This window comes from Clostridium sp. AF32-12BH (genome assembly GCF_003477935.1).
Taxonomy (GTDB): Bacteria; Bacillota; Clostridia; order Lachnospirales; family Lachnospiraceae; genus Brotaphodocola.
The window spans coordinates 125,955-139,195 of the sequence record NZ_QUEH01000004.1 but is presented as its reverse complement, the minus strand read 5'-3'; the positions used below and the strand labels follow the sequence as shown (position 1 = coordinate 139,195).

At 44.8% G+C, this 13,241-nt stretch carries 13 protein-coding genes; 4 read left to right on the top strand and 9 right to left on the bottom strand.

Features of this window, described 5'->3' with window-relative positions:
* Complete coding sequence (locus tag DWZ40_RS19755; protein WP_207664489.1) at window positions 1-429, top strand: hypothetical protein; 429 nt, start codon at window positions 1-3, stop codon at window positions 427-429.
* A 288-nt stretch (window positions 430-717) separates the two neighbouring features.
* Here DWZ40_RS19755 and DWZ40_RS05280 read toward each other — a convergent pair whose 3' ends face one another.
* Window positions 718-1,332: a C40 family peptidase gene (locus tag DWZ40_RS05280; RefSeq protein ID WP_118541449.1), complete on the bottom strand. Its 615-nt coding sequence runs from the start codon at window positions 1,330-1,332 to the stop codon at window positions 718-720.
* A 201-nt stretch (window positions 1,333-1,533) separates the two neighbouring features.
* Here DWZ40_RS05280 and DWZ40_RS05275 point away from each other — a divergent pair, with 201 nt between their 5' ends.
* Entirely contained in the window at window positions 1,534-2,616 is a 1,083-nt protein-coding gene (locus tag DWZ40_RS05275) for a M23 family metallopeptidase (RefSeq protein ID WP_118541447.1), read from the top strand.
* A gap of 32 nt (window positions 2,617-2,648) precedes the next feature.
* On the opposite strand, the gene DWZ40_RS05270 is transcribed toward DWZ40_RS05275, so the two are convergent.
* Window positions 2,649-3,152 (bottom strand): DUF1700 domain-containing protein, encoded by a 504-nt coding sequence (locus DWZ40_RS05270; RefSeq protein ID WP_182431626.1) that lies wholly within the window; start codon window positions 3,150-3,152, stop codon window positions 2,649-2,651.
* Window positions 3,153-3,334: 182 nt separating this feature from the next.
* On the opposite strand from DWZ40_RS05270, the gene DWZ40_RS05265 reads away from it, so the two are divergent.
* Window positions 3,335-4,138: an MBL fold metallo-hydrolase gene (locus DWZ40_RS05265; RefSeq protein ID WP_118541443.1), complete on the top strand. Its 804-nt coding sequence runs from the start codon at window positions 3,335-3,337 to the stop codon at window positions 4,136-4,138.
* Between the two features lie 59 nt (window positions 4,139-4,197).
* Here the strand turns inward: DWZ40_RS05265 and DWZ40_RS05260 are convergent, their stop codons facing one another.
* The 6 genes from DWZ40_RS05260 to DWZ40_RS05235 form a co-directional block, all read right to left on the bottom strand.
* Window positions 4,198-4,605, bottom strand: coding sequence for a PTS sorbitol transporter subunit IIB (locus DWZ40_RS05260; protein WP_118541441.1), 408 nt, complete (start codon window positions 4,603-4,605; stop codon window positions 4,198-4,200).
* Window positions 4,606-4,663: 58 nt separating this feature from the next.
* Window positions 4,664-5,887: a hypothetical protein gene (locus DWZ40_RS05255; RefSeq protein WP_118541439.1), complete on the bottom strand. Its 1,224-nt coding sequence runs from the start codon at window positions 5,885-5,887 to the stop codon at window positions 4,664-4,666.
* A gap of 87 nt (window positions 5,888-5,974) precedes the next feature.
* Window positions 5,975-6,796 (bottom strand): PTS system mannose/fructose/sorbose family transporter subunit IID, encoded by an 822-nt coding sequence (locus DWZ40_RS05250; protein WP_243035209.1) that lies wholly within the window; start codon window positions 6,794-6,796, stop codon window positions 5,975-5,977.
* Entirely contained in the window at window positions 6,789-7,559 is a 771-nt protein-coding gene (locus tag DWZ40_RS05245; protein ID WP_118541437.1) for a PTS sugar transporter subunit IIC, read from the bottom strand. The genes DWZ40_RS05250 and DWZ40_RS05245 overlap by 8 nt, the downstream gene beginning before the upstream one ends.
* Window positions 7,560-7,576: 17 nt before the next feature.
* A complete protein-coding gene (locus DWZ40_RS05240) occupies window positions 7,577-8,062 on the bottom strand; it encodes a PTS sugar transporter subunit IIB (RefSeq protein ID WP_118541435.1) in 486 nt (161 codons plus the stop codon).
* Between the two features lie 9 nt (window positions 8,063-8,071).
* Window positions 8,072-10,840 carry a PRD domain-containing protein gene (locus tag DWZ40_RS05235; protein WP_182431625.1) on the bottom strand — a complete coding sequence of 923 codons (2,769 nt, stop codon included), beginning with the start codon at window positions 10,838-10,840 and terminating at the stop codon, window positions 8,072-8,074.
* Window positions 10,841-11,119: 279 nt separating this feature from the next.
* On the opposite strand from DWZ40_RS05235, the gene DWZ40_RS05230 reads away from it, so the two are divergent.
* Complete coding sequence (locus DWZ40_RS05230) at window positions 11,120-11,944, top strand: Cof-type HAD-IIB family hydrolase (RefSeq protein ID WP_118541431.1); 825 nt, start codon at window positions 11,120-11,122, stop codon at window positions 11,942-11,944.
* A gap of 63 nt (window positions 11,945-12,007) precedes the next feature.
* Here DWZ40_RS05230 and DWZ40_RS05225 read toward each other — a convergent pair whose 3' ends face one another.
* Window positions 12,008-12,994, bottom strand: a complete 987-nt coding sequence (locus tag DWZ40_RS05225; RefSeq protein ID WP_118541429.1) for a hypothetical protein — start codon at window positions 12,992-12,994, stop codon at window positions 12,008-12,010.
* Window positions 12,995-13,241: the final 247 nt, after the last annotated feature.

The following is a 13,241-nucleotide window of genomic DNA, read 5'->3' as shown; positions in this document are numbered from 1 at the left end:
ATGCATATTTCCTATAAAGCGAAGAAGACCGTCTTCGCGAAGAAGGCGGCCTTTTTTGCTGAGTCGTTGTTCGATCGTATTTTTGATTTTTTAGTTTCTTGTGGAATGATCCATGTTGTTTCTGCTGCTGTTCTGTGTGGTGTTTTGACTGGAATTGCGGCTGCTGTTCTGCGTAGTATTCCGGCTGCTATTCCGACTGCTGTTCTGGGTATCATTCTGGCTGGAATTGCGACTGCTGTTCTGGGTACTGTTCTGGTTCGAATTCCGGCTGCTGTTCTGAGTCTTATTCTGGTTCGAATTCCGGCTGCTGTTACGCTCAGAATCCATGGAATTGGAAGTGTGGCAGTCTCTGCTGTTGTCCATATCGCTGTAATGATTTTTCATCATGCATCCCTCCTGTTTGGCTCTGTGAATTTGTTACGGGATTAGTATGCGAATTCGAACGCAGAATATACCATAACGCAGCTGTCGTTTTTTCCCAATTTTTAGCACAACAAAACTGTTTTACCAAATTTTCAAGTCAAATACACAGGTCTGGATCTGACCGGATTGCACACAACGCGAAAAGCCAGACAGGGGAGCTGTCTGACTTTTCTTAGGGAGTATAAATAATTAATAAGGTTGAAGAAGCTAATTTAAGGGGAACAGCATTCTTCAACCTCATTATAATGGAAAACAATGGAAAAAGCAATGTCCGATTGTTTCCGGCTCTATCCTTTAGAACATGCTTATGATCTTGACCGGATTGCGGTAATTCCAGTTGGAAATCTTAATGCCGGTTGCATAGGTGGAGGCATGGACAATCTTTCCATCTCCAATATACATAGCTACATGATTGATTCCGGAACCACCGGAATAGAATAACAGATCGCCCGGCTGCATCTGGCTGGAACTGATTGCCTTTCCCTGAGTTGCCTGAGAACTGGAGGAACGGTTCATGCTGATTCCTGCACCATGCTGCATGACATAACGCACAAAACCGGAACAGTCCACACCGGTGTGAGGATCATTGCCGCCTGCGCGGTAGGAACCGCCTACAAACTGGAGTGCGTAATCCACAAGATTCTGACGGGCACTGGCTGTCTGGGCTGCTTCCTGGGCTGCAGCTTCTTCTGCTGCGGCAAGCTCTTCTTCCAGCTTCTTTGCTGCCTGGATCTCCGGAGCCGGTCCATTGTCTTCGTCGGAATCTTCTTCCGTTGCCACTTCAAGTACCGTAGAAACCGGAGCTTCCTGGATGACCTCCGGCTCTGCGTGTGCAACCATAGGTTTCTGCCACATCAAACCGCTTGATACTGCCAGCACTGCTGCTATGTATAATACCGTTTTCTTCATGAACCGCTCTCCAATCGTGAACTATTTATTTCTAAATATTACTTAATTGTTAACTATGTTACAAACTGATTATACACGTATGACACTTTCCAGTCAAGCAATCTGGGCAGAATTTACTTTTTCTTAATAATTTCCTTTCGTTTTCTGTGCTATCTGTATAATTCAACCCATAAAATGGTAAAAAGCCGAGGGAGCAGAACCATGAAATCTTCTCTCCTGTTTCAATATGCCCTTTCACGCTTTCTCCGTTTTGTAGTTACCGCAGAAATCCTGATCCTGACGGCCCTGTGCCTTTCTGTTTTCTCCCGAAAGACATCTTCCGGAGCCATCTTTTCCAATACCCCAAATGCCACTCCGTCAGACTCCGCTCAAACAAAAGAAAAAAAGTATATTAAGTGGGTCGATTTTTCTGTTCCGGATGAAGCGCTGCGTCAGGCTCTCCGTCTGGATGTAGACAGCTTTACATCTGACTGCCACCTAAGCTGGATCGAGCTTCTCGCTTACCTTGCCGCCCGCTGCGGAGGTGATTTTTCCCGCTTCCGCACTACCGACATGGATGCACTGGCAGAACGTATAAAAGGTGGCGAATCCATGCAGTCCCTGACAGAAAATATGAAATACTATGCCTATTATCTGGAGGCCTACACTGCAGTTCTTGGCGGCATGGTCGGCACTTATGAAATTCAGGAGCCGGCAGAAGACGGCAGCGTGTCCTGGGTTACCAAATACGGATTAAAAGCCTTCTCTCCCATTGCCAAGCATTTTCCCTATCAGGATTATGACGATTTTGGTGTTTCCCGCAGCTATGGCTTCAAGCGCCGGCATCTCGGACATGATATGATGGGCCAGGTAGGAACCCCTGTCATTGCCGTGGAATCCGGCTATGTGGAGGCTATCGGCTGGAACCAATACGGCGGCTGGCGGCTTGGGATCCGCAGCTTTGACAAAAAACGCTACTATTACTATGCACATCTGCGAAAAAACTATCCCTATCACAAAGCCTTAAAGGAGGGCAGCATCGTCCAGGCCGGGGATGTGATCGGTTATCTGGGCCGCACCGGCTACAGCCGAACGGAAAACACGAATAATATCGATGAGCCGCATCTGCATTTTGGGCTTCAGCTCATCTTTGATGAATCCCAGAAGGATGGAAATAACGAAATCTGGATCGACTGTTACCAGCTTGTCCGGTTTCTGCAGCTGAACCGCTCCGAGACAAAAAAAGACCCGGAAACAAAAGAATATTCCCGGGTTCTTGAAATGCGTGACCCTGCAATTCCTTAGCAGAGTGCAGACTGCATTTTTATTCAGATATCTCAGCCTCGCGGACCGCGAACCAGCCACATGACCAGGATCACAATGCCGATCACCGGCAGCAGCGGAATAACCAGTGTCAGAATTCCGCCTATAATGGTCAGCATCAGTGTAAAAAACAAGATCACGACCACAACAGCCAGAAGCTTCCAGTACCACTTGTTCAGGTTGTAGTAGTGGATATTTCCGGTTCCGCCGTAATTCCCATACTGGGCCTGCTGCGGCTCCTCCTGCTGACTGGTTCTGCCGCTGTTTCCGGCAAAACTGCCGAACGGATGATACTCCTCATACTCACCCTCTGCCGCTCCCGGCGTTGTATCCAGAATGGTACGGGCAATCAGACGCGGATCTCCCAGTTCATCCATAATGTCAGATTCCGAACGTCCCTTCTGACGCTCAGAACGAATATAATCATCGTAATAACGGAGATTGTCCCGCACCACAGACGGCGGAACATTGCCGGAAAGCGCATTCTCCAGTCCCCGCAGAAATTCTTCTTTGTTCAACTCGGTATGCCTCCTCTCAGGTTGCTTTTTTTCTAGAAGTATAGTACCATAAATACGACAAATTGCAAAGATATTGTTGCTGTTTAAAATCCCTTTGTTACTGTATTATACGGCATTTTCAGTTCAGAAAATACCTGCCCGTGTACAGTAACCATTTACCACAAACAAGGAGTGTACCTGCTATGGAAGAGCTTTACGTATTCGGCACCGGCAACGCCAATGCCACTCATTATTACAATACCTGCTTTGCCCTGCGTGACGGTGACCAGTATTTCATGGTCGATGCCGGAGGCGGCAACGGCATTCTGCGGATTCTGGAGGATATGAAGATCGAATATCCGCAGATCCATCATCTGTTCGTGACCCATGAGCATACCGACCACATCCTCGGTGTGATCTGGCTGGTCCGTTTCATTGCTACCCGCATGAAAAACGACAAATATGACGGAGATTTCCAGATTTACTGCCACGATGGTCTGGTATCCACCATTGACACCTTCTGTAAGCTGACCCTGCAGGACAAATTCTACCGTCTCATCGGTGACCGCATTCATCTGATCCCGGTCCATGACGGTGAAACCCTGCATATCCTGGATTACGATGTCACCTTTTTCGATATCCACTCCACAAAGGCACGGCAGTTTGGCTTCACCACCATTCTGAAAAACGGCAAAAAGCTGACCTGTGCCGGTGATGAGCCTTACAATCCGGACTGCGAGCCTTACGTGAAAGGCAGCGACTGGCTGCTTCACGAGGCATTCTGTCTCTACGAAGAGCGTGACCGCTTCAAGCCTTACGAAAAGCATCACAGCACTGTTAAGGATGCCGCCGAACTGGCTGAGAGCCTGCATATTCCGAATCTGGTGCTCTGGCATACCGAAGACAAATCCGTCGGAAAGCGGAAAGAGCTTTACATGACCGAAGGAAAGGCTTACTATCATGGGAATCTCTATGTACCGGAAGATCGGGATATTATAGCGCTCTAACAAAAATGGCCTCCCGCACAATGCGGGAGGTCGTCGTGTTTACCTTCTCACTTTATTTCCTACTCATCATCCTCATTTGTCCCATCATGATACTCATTTACATAGATCAGATGACTTCTTGATTCTTCTACTATAGTGCGGACAGTCTCAGCAGTAAGAGGCATATCCTGAGGCTGTAATACCAGGCTTAAGGCACATGGAAGATTGATACCGCAAATCAGGTGCCGATGTTCGTTTACATATGGACAGAACTGCTGATTTACGCTGCCTCCTAACATGTCTGTCATCATAACCACTTCATCCTCCGGGTCAAAGGAATCAAATAATTCTTTGATCTGGGTAGGAAGATCGGTGTTATCCATATAGGCACTGATATCAATGATGCCGTCCATGGAAGTAAGAAAATTTAATGTGTCTTTCAGGCCGTGGGCCAGTAAATGATGGGAGGCGATAATATATCTTCTCATAACGCTTCTCCTTATAGTTTCATAGTTGTAATTGCGATAGCGTGACAGGGATCAGATTCTACAGAGATTTGATCAGATGATCTACGTAAAGTTCTGCTTCTCCTTGCGGAAATGGAGTCGACCTGCTTTCATAGCCTTTTCCATATTCATCTTTCTCTACAATATAACCTGCACTGTAATTTGCATAACCCCAAACAATACGCATAGGAGCATGAAAATGCTTTTTGATCTCCATTCCGAAGGTAGAGAACAACTCTCCCGGGATCGTGATGATCTCCAGATCACCCAGATGGAAGATAACGGAGCGAAGTGTTGCATTAACACCGCCTGCTGCAATCTTTCTTTTCAAATGTCGCACACCGGACCAGAGAAGTTTCTTATCATCCTCTGTGACAGCAGCAGCCAGTTTCTTTTCATCTTCCGCCAATTGAACCTTCATGGCATCGATGTCATAGGCTTGGTGAACGGTATATTCGGCAGTCTTTACGGCGTCAACCTTTAACTCCATAGGAGTTTCTGTTTCCGCAAAAATATCAATCTGCTCCATGATTTCATCGCGGACACGCCACAGCTCTTTTTCATTATTTCCCTGACGGTACTGGCGATTGCCCATATCACCGCAGGCGCCCTGCATGGTAATGAAAATACTATTGTATTTTTCATCCAGTGCTTTTCCAATATTTCCCAAAAGATCAGAACTGATCTTCATATTGTGGATGCCAAGGACCGTTGGATGACAGGTAAACTGGAACATACCTGCTACTACATGATTTTCATTGCGGAATAGGATTATGTTGATATCTTTATCACTTGGTTTGTCCCGATAGTTTCGATTTCCGTATACACCTTCTATCGTTCCCTTTACCATATAAGGTGTTACCTCTAAGAAACCACGCTCAAAGCATTCATCTACGGCGTCAAAAAGCTGTTTCATTACATATTCTCTGTAAACGGCCTTGCGATGATTTCTGTCTTCTCCTTCATCTTCAAAACTAATATCAGGACCGGAATGCGTATGAATAACTCCGATAATGATATTTTCCTTTGGAACAGAGTATTTTCCGGCAAGGACCGTACGGGCATAATCTGAAATCGGTTCTTCTAACCGGCACAGATCCCAGGTGGACCATATAAAAATCTCCCCGTTAATGCGCAGGACCAAGGTCCTGCAGTAAAGTTCATCCAAAACACCAATAGATTTTCCCGTTCTCATATAATAACCGCGCATGTACATAGGAAACAGAGGTGTAATATTACGTTTTGCTGTACTTACTTCAACCATATAATTCTCCCCTTAGTTGAATGAAAGACGGCTCTGTCTGCCAAATAAGAGAGGCAGAACCGTCAGTTGCATGTTTTTAAGTTATGATTAAGCCAGAATTCCCAGCGCAGAGCAGAGCATGGAGAAGATGATGACGATCAGGATCAGAGTAGTGATCTTCATTCCCTTCTTTCCAAGAAGCTTATACAGTACCAGGACAGTAGCTACAGAGATCATGGAAGGCATGATCTTGTCTAACAGATCCGCAACCGCTAAATTGACTTCGCCCATCTGGAATGCCAGAGGTGTTTTTGCAGTTACAACCGTTGCGGACAGCGCACCTACAACTGTAAGACCCAGAACAGAAGCAGCATCTGTGATTCGAGCCAGTTTTCCACCTACTTTTGTGATCAGTTTGGTACCTTCGCGGTATCCGATCCACATCAACTGAGTACGGATGCCGATGAAGATAAGGTTTATGATGAGCCACAGGATAACACCGATGGGGTTGCCTTCCAAAGCCATATATCCTGCAATGGAACCCATGATAGTAGGAAGCAGCGTCCAGAATAAGGTATCACCGATACCGGCTAAAGGTCCCATTAAGCTGACCTTGATATTCTGTACAGCATCCAGGGAAGAGATTCCCTCTTTGTCTTCCAACGCCAGAGTAGCACCAAGAACGATATTTGCCAGCCATGGCATAGTGTTGAAGTATTTGTAATGGTTGTTTAATGCTTCAACGTATTCATCATCGTCTTTGTAGATTTTACGCAGCAGAGGTCCGATACCGAAAACAACGGCCGGAGCAAGCTGCGTATCGTAGTTAAAGGTTGTAGTTGCTATTAAGGACCAGCGGATGGCACCTTTCACACAGTCTTTTCTCGTTAAAACGGGAGCTTTTTCCATTACTTCATTCTCATTATTCATCTTCAAGACCTCCTGCAAATCCTACATTTTCCCTTGCCTCTTCATCCATATAAAACTTATAAGCTAAAGCTACGCCAAGGAATGCGATACCAAGGATCGGTACACCCATGTATGCGCTGAGCACAAAACCGATCAGAATGTAGTTGAAGTACTTCTTTGCCGGCATGAAATGGAGCAGCATGGCAATACCAAGACCTGGAAGCAGCTTTCCGGCCACAGACAGACCACCTGTTACCCAGGCAGGAAGCACATCCAGGATAGCCTGAACCAAAGGAGCTCCCGCTGTTAAAGCTATAGCAGTTGGAAGAGAGGTAAATATAGCTACCATAACAGGGCAAAGGTAAAGGATGGCATACATTTTACCGAACTGTTTTTCATTTGCATATTTCTGAGATTTCTGAGCAATGAAGGAGTTGCAGATTTTGAATAAAACATCCATCTGTACACCCAGCATACCAACAGGAAGACCGATCGTCATACCAACTTCCGGACCCTGTCCGGTTGTCTTTGCAAATGCGCATGCAATAATGGTTGCAACACCATAATCAGGTATAGATGAACCTCCAACAGCAGCAACACCTAAAGCCATTAATGTGAATGTACCACCGATGTAGAGACCGCTTTTCATGTCGCCTAAGATCAGTCCGCACAGAAAACCTACAATAACAGGTCTCGCATGGGTCAGTGATAATCCACGGCGGTCAACGTTGATCTCAGCAGCCACCAGAACAAGCAGTACAATTTGTAAAACGCTCAATTGCATAACATTTTCCCCCTTTGTTATTTCAGAAATTCATCAACAGAAATTTCTGCGTCTGCAGGTACATACTGTGCATAGAGTTTGGTCCCCGCAGCCTTTAATTTCTTATAAGCCTCAAGGTCATCCGGCTTTGCGTAAGCTCTCTTGGAAAACTTCACAGCTTCTTCGCCTTCCTCAGGTTTTACAGTTCCGCCAATGACCAGTTCCGGGATCTTTACACCGATTTCAGACAGCTTTACCAATGTTCCCGGCCTTTTAACCAGTACAAATACAGTGTGGTCATTGTATTTTCCGGCTTTGAAGTTATTTAAAGCTGTTTCCTCGGTAATGATGGAAATAGCCATTCCGGTAGGTCTGGCAAGCTTCATGCTGGCTTTGGTCAGTTCATTATTGGCAACCGTGTCATCAATGATCATGATACGCTGTGCACCGGAACGTCCGGCCCACTGTGTAGCCACGATACCATGAAGAAGACGGTTATCAATTCTTGCAAGTACAATACCCATATTTACCTCCTATTCGTCCTCACGGACGGCCGGGCTTTCTGCCTGCCCGGAAAGCTTATTTTTTGAATTCAAATGCATGTAATCATAAATGTAAGCAATCTCACTTACAGGCAGAGCCACCCGGTAATGCCGGGAGATATCCTGAAAGCTGTCCCTTACCTGCCTGATAAATTCGGCGTGTTTTTGTTCAAATTCTTCCAGATCCTGGTAATTATCAATGGTCGTTTTTGTGACCAGTCGTTCCACCAGACAGCAAAGGTGGACATAAAGCCCGATCATGATACGTCCTGCGATCTTTCTTCCTGTGATCTTCTGAAGCCGTCCCACTGCCTGTTCCACTTCATCTAAAAGCTTGTCAGGATTTAAAATGGTAATGGATTCAACTACATTCTGCAGAGAGAAATTCTTTACCAGGTTCTGGTTAAATACTTCCATTTGTTCTTCATCCAGGTACTCTGAAAAAATGTTTGTCAGTTTTTCTGCGGAATTCATGGAAATAATATCCTCTAAAGAAATAAAAGGAATTCCTTCGATTTCCGGATTAAAAAGCCCGATGATGCATTTTACATGGTATTGCTGGAAAATCTCATCATGGCTGCCGTTTTTCATCAGCCGGTAATAATCATAAGCCACAAATTTTACAGGAATGGAAGTGGCGGAAGCTTTTAAGATCAGCTCTTTTAGCTTTTCCGTTGTGTCAATGCCGTTTTCTCCGCTGAAGATCACGGCGTCTTCCTTCTGTACATTGTGAATGATACGGTAGGTGCAGACATTGCTTTCGCTGGCCCGTTTCAGGATGTCTTCCAGCTTCTGGTTCCCACAGATGCCAAGGCCGATGTCAACAGCTAAGGCAGTGGAAATATTGTTGATGATGCCGATGTTTAAATTTCGCAGGCCGCCCATCTGGCTGTGGATCTGCTCTAAAGAACCCATATCCACCAGAAGTACTACGTCCTGACAGGTGATAAATCGTTCAATGTGTTTTTCCAGCAGCCCGGTGATGTTACTCATCTGCATGTCAAGAGGCATATCAATGGCATCGAATACCTTTCGCCCGATGATCTGGTTAGCGGCATCTGCAATACTGGAAGCTGTTGCATAGCCGTGGCTTAAGATAATACCGGCTGCGGAAAGTCCCTGGATCTTCTGGTTCTGGTTTTTTATATCTAAAAGCAAAAACAGCTGGTTTAAACTGTCTGCTTCAATGTCCAGATTCAGTTTGATCAGGTTTACGATCCTGGAACAGATGACTGATTCTTTTTCAAGAACAGCGCTTACAGCCTGAAACATTTCTTCAATCTCGTCATGGTTTTGTTTCATCCAGTTGTCGATCAGATGGTCGCCCTGAAGCTGTATATATAAGCGGCGGGCAAGTAAGTGGCTGTATTTTTTGGAAAGGCTGATGCCATACATTTCACCTACATTTTCAAAAATCTGATTGATCAGCTGTTCGTAAGTGGAGATCTTGATGTTTACAAGCTTCTGTCCGTAGATCAGATAGTCGTAATAATCATTTAATTGTTTCCGGAATTCCATCATCAGGCCGTCAAAACTGAGCATATCCTGACGGTAATCTTCAAAGACATCTAACATGATCTGGAAATACTGTACCGTCTGCCCCAAAGAGGTGTCACGGCTGTAACTGTTTAAGTGGATCATCCGTTTGTCTTTGTCTTCAACCTCCAGTTTTAAGGAGGAGAGCATATATTCCGGAAGGTGATAACTGTGGATAGCGATACCTTCGCTGGTTTTTTCCAGATAAGCTCCGGCACAGCTGCTGGTAACGCAGGTTTTTAATTCGTCGATGTTGTTTTCGTAGGAAAATTCCAGCATACAGTGGAAGGCGTTCTGGCTGATGCTTACATCTACGCCCATGCGCCGCCCTTCTGCTTTTAAGAAGGAGACTAACATTTCCTCTTTTTCATCGGCTGTGCGTTCATGCAATGTTGGGACCGGGATCACAATGGGAATCATCCTTGCAAGTGGCTTATAAAGTGCTTCCGCCGGTGCTTTTGTGGTGGAAAATGCCAGTCTTGCATTGGACTCAAAAACATGTTCGTCATCATGATATCCTTTATATTGTCCCGAAATTAAGTAGGAATAGATCAGTTCCTGTCCTGAAAATGGAAGTCTGTCAATTTCATCAAAGAAAAGGATGCCGCCGTTTGCCTTTGCAAGCCAGCCTTTTCCATCTTCGCTGCCGCAAAGGGAAAGAGCAAATTTTTCTTCATTCTGGGCATATTCGGAGCAGTCTACTGTGATGTAAGGCGGGAGAGAAGCTGCGCCTGCAGTTCCGATTACCCGTTCATTTACAGCATATTCATACATCAGACTGGAAAGAAAAGCCTTTCCTGTTCCGCCGGCTCCGTTAAACAAGGCCGGAAGACCATTTGGCGGGTATTTAACAGCTGCTTTACACTGCTCGATGCAGGAACTTAAACTCAGGTAATAACCGATGGCTTTCTGAAAATCTCTTTTCTTTTCATCGCTTCGGCATTTCCGCTGAAAATCGTCCATACCGGAGAATACGCAGGTTTCCAGAGAGACCTGGGCCTCGCGTTCAACATTTTTCTTATGAAAGAAATAAACAGGGCGGGAGTTGACCTTAATGGCCCGCTCTTCTTTTACTAACTCGTTCAGATACTGACTGGCCAGATTACGGGAAATGTTCAATGATTCGCTGATATGATTTGCCGTAAAATATTTCAGATCCTTCAGAGCATAACCCCTGCTTATTTTTTCCAGGTAAAGATAAAGTTCTTCTTTTGTGCTGAGCATGTACATGATTCTCCTGTTTCTTGATTTAACTTGAATTCTTTTCACGCGTTTTTAATATCTACCTGACTGCAAATACAATTATACAAAAAATAGCTTTGAAAGGAAGATGTTTTGAACGATTTCGCCAGTTTCACAAGGGATTCGTCAGTATCGATGAGGAAAATGATGAATTGTTTGATGGGTGAGAATGGCTTCGACACTAGAATTGACACTGTTATATAGGCTAAGTATGCTATACTTAATGAATCATACAGAAAAATTCAAACGGAGGAAATCAATATGCACAACAAGAAACCAACCATTTATCTGGTGGCCGTAGACATGGACGGAACTCTTCTTCATAATGACAAAAGCATATCAGACTATACAATAAATGTTTTGAGAAAGATTGTTGAAAAAGGCATACTCCTGGTGCCGGCATCTGGCAGACCTTTAAATGGAATGAAAGCTGCTGTCTTAAATAATGTGGAAGGAATCAAATATGCCATCTGCTCCAATGGTGCCTTGCTTATGGATGTACAAAAAGAAAAAAGTATCAGCAAGACAGGTATTCCCACAGAAAAAGCATTGCAAGCCCTTGCTTATCTGGAGCAATTTCCCGCGGCTGTATATGTCCATACAGACAAAGGTACTTTCCGGGCAGAAGGCTGGGAGAAAACAGGGCTTTCGGAGAAATATCCTTACATCAGATTCAGCGAAGGAACTGTGAAAAATCTGGGAGAGTTTTTAAGGACCAGCGGGGTAAACGTGATGAAAATGGGGGCTTATATCTTAACAGATGAACTGGCACAGAAACTTCTGGAAAAAGGAAGCCCCATACCAGGCATTATATTTCTGCGAACCGGCGATGGCATTATAGAACTAAACTCCACCAATGCTTCCAAAGGAAATGCACTGTATATACTTTGTAAAAAACTGGGGATACAATTGGAAAATGTTCTGGCTATTGGGGATAACGAAAACGATATCTCCATGCTTCAGGCTGCAGGCATTTCTGCCGCAATGGAAAATGCGGAAGATGATGTAAAACAGGCAGCAAAATTTGTAGCCGGAAATAATGAAGAAGATGGAGCAGCGCATTTTCTGGAGGAATGGGTTCTGTAAAAAAATGGCAAACAAAAACAGCCCGTAGACTTAACGTCTGGGCTGTTTTTGTTATCGTATTTTTTAATGATTCTTGATCCGTCCATCGTAATCCAGAATATATCCATCCGGAGTCGTGGTGTTTGTCAGCATGGCACCGGAATTGTCACAATAATATGCCTCACCATTCCAGTCGATCCAGCCGGTTCTCATGTATCCGTTTTCATCGAATACATACCACTTGCCATCGATCTCTTCCCATGCATTTTTGCTGTAGGTTCCATCGCTGTGCTGGTACCACCAGCCATTGTTGTCACTCTTCCACTCACCGGAAACCGGAAGTCCACCAGCCTCACCTGCGCGGATTGCCTTTACCTGGTCTGCATTGTAGGAAACCACGTTGGATTCTACCCACTTACCTTTGTTGGAAGCATTCTCTCCATTGACCGGACGAACCTTTACCTGGTAGCTGGCCGGTCTGGTTATCTCGTTCTTTAAATTGTAGTTCGGCTCTGTGCTGGTACGCGCGGTCACGCCAACTGCATTGCCATCACGGTAGACCATAATTTCATAACTGCCTGCACCGGAAATCGGGTTCCAGGTTGCAAAACCATTGTTTGTCAGATTTACTGTCTCTTCCTCTGAAAAATCTGCCACATACTCAGACAGAGAAGGCAACTTTACAACCACCTTTAATGTTTCCGATGAATCTGCTTTCGATGCTTTTACCAGAGTTGCACCATCCAGTTTGATATCACTCAGTTTGGTAACGGAAAAATAATATCCATCTTCTGCACGCAGATAAATCGTAATTTCCGGAACATCGGTTGCTACCCACTCAAAACCGGTGTTATTGACTTCGTACGTATCATAGGAATACTTACTGCTGTCTTTTACATCAACATCGATGTCTTCCGAGCCGATCCGGGTCTCCGGTGTAATGGATGCTTCCACCTTCAAACTTACGGATTTGATTTTTTTTCTGCTGGCTGCCATAACCGGCATAGCCATCAGACCGGTAAACAATGCCGCCATCGTAAGCATTCCGAGCCATTTCTTTTTATTCATCATATTCCCCACTCTCTTTCTATCTTTGTTTGCAACTGTTTTGGCAGACTCACAGTTATCTCTTGTTTCCTGCTGTCCGTCATCTTTGCTTCCTTACTGTTTTGGAGCGTTTTCTATCGTATTTGGGAGTCACTGTTTTCTTCCAGACACAAATGGATTATTACAGTTTCACTCTATTACATCTTATTTCTAATGTCAAGCTGTCTGGCAGATTCGTAAGTTTTCTCATAAAAATGTAAGAAAAAAGACC

What these genes read in the sequence shown, in the direction of transcription:
- DWZ40_RS05230 (WP_118541431.1), top strand. Translation starts at nt 11,120, where the DNA reads ATGCACAACAAGAAACCAACCATTTATCTGGTGGCCGTAGACATGGAC.
- DWZ40_RS05260 (WP_118541441.1), bottom strand. Translation starts at nt 4,605, where the DNA reads ATGAGAAGATATATTATCGCCTCCCATCATTTACTGGCCCACGGCCTG.
- DWZ40_RS05240 (WP_118541435.1), bottom strand. Translation starts at nt 8,062, where the DNA reads ATGGGTATTGTACTTGCAAGAATTGATAACCGTCTTCTTCATGGTATC.
- DWZ40_RS05255 (WP_118541439.1), bottom strand. Translation starts at nt 5,887, where the DNA reads ATGGTTGAAGTAAGTACAGCAAAACGTAATATTACACCTCTGTTTCCT.
- DWZ40_RS05275 (WP_118541447.1), top strand. Translation starts at nt 1,534, where the DNA reads ATGAAATCTTCTCTCCTGTTTCAATATGCCCTTTCACGCTTTCTCCGT.
- DWZ40_RS05245 (WP_118541437.1), bottom strand. Translation starts at nt 7,559, where the DNA reads ATGCAATTGAGCGTTTTACAAATTGTACTGCTTGTTCTGGTGGCTGCT.
- DWZ40_RS19755 (WP_207664489.1), top strand. Translation starts at nt 1, where the DNA reads ATGCATATTTCCTATAAAGCGAAGAAGACCGTCTTCGCGAAGAAGGCG.
- DWZ40_RS05250 (WP_243035209.1), bottom strand. Translation starts at nt 6,796, where the DNA reads ATGAATAATGAGAATGAAGTAATGGAAAAAGCTCCCGTTTTAACGAGA.
- DWZ40_RS05265 (WP_118541443.1), top strand. Translation starts at nt 3,335, where the DNA reads ATGGAAGAGCTTTACGTATTCGGCACCGGCAACGCCAATGCCACTCAT.
- DWZ40_RS05225 (WP_118541429.1), bottom strand. Translation starts at nt 12,994, where the DNA reads ATGATGAATAAAAAGAAATGGCTCGGAATGCTTACGATGGCGGCATTG.
- DWZ40_RS05235 (WP_182431625.1), bottom strand. Translation starts at nt 10,840, where the DNA reads ATGCTCAGCACAAAAGAAGAACTTTATCTTTACCTGGAAAAAATAAGC.
- DWZ40_RS05280 (WP_118541449.1), bottom strand. Translation starts at nt 1,332, where the DNA reads ATGAAGAAAACGGTATTATACATAGCAGCAGTGCTGGCAGTATCAAGC.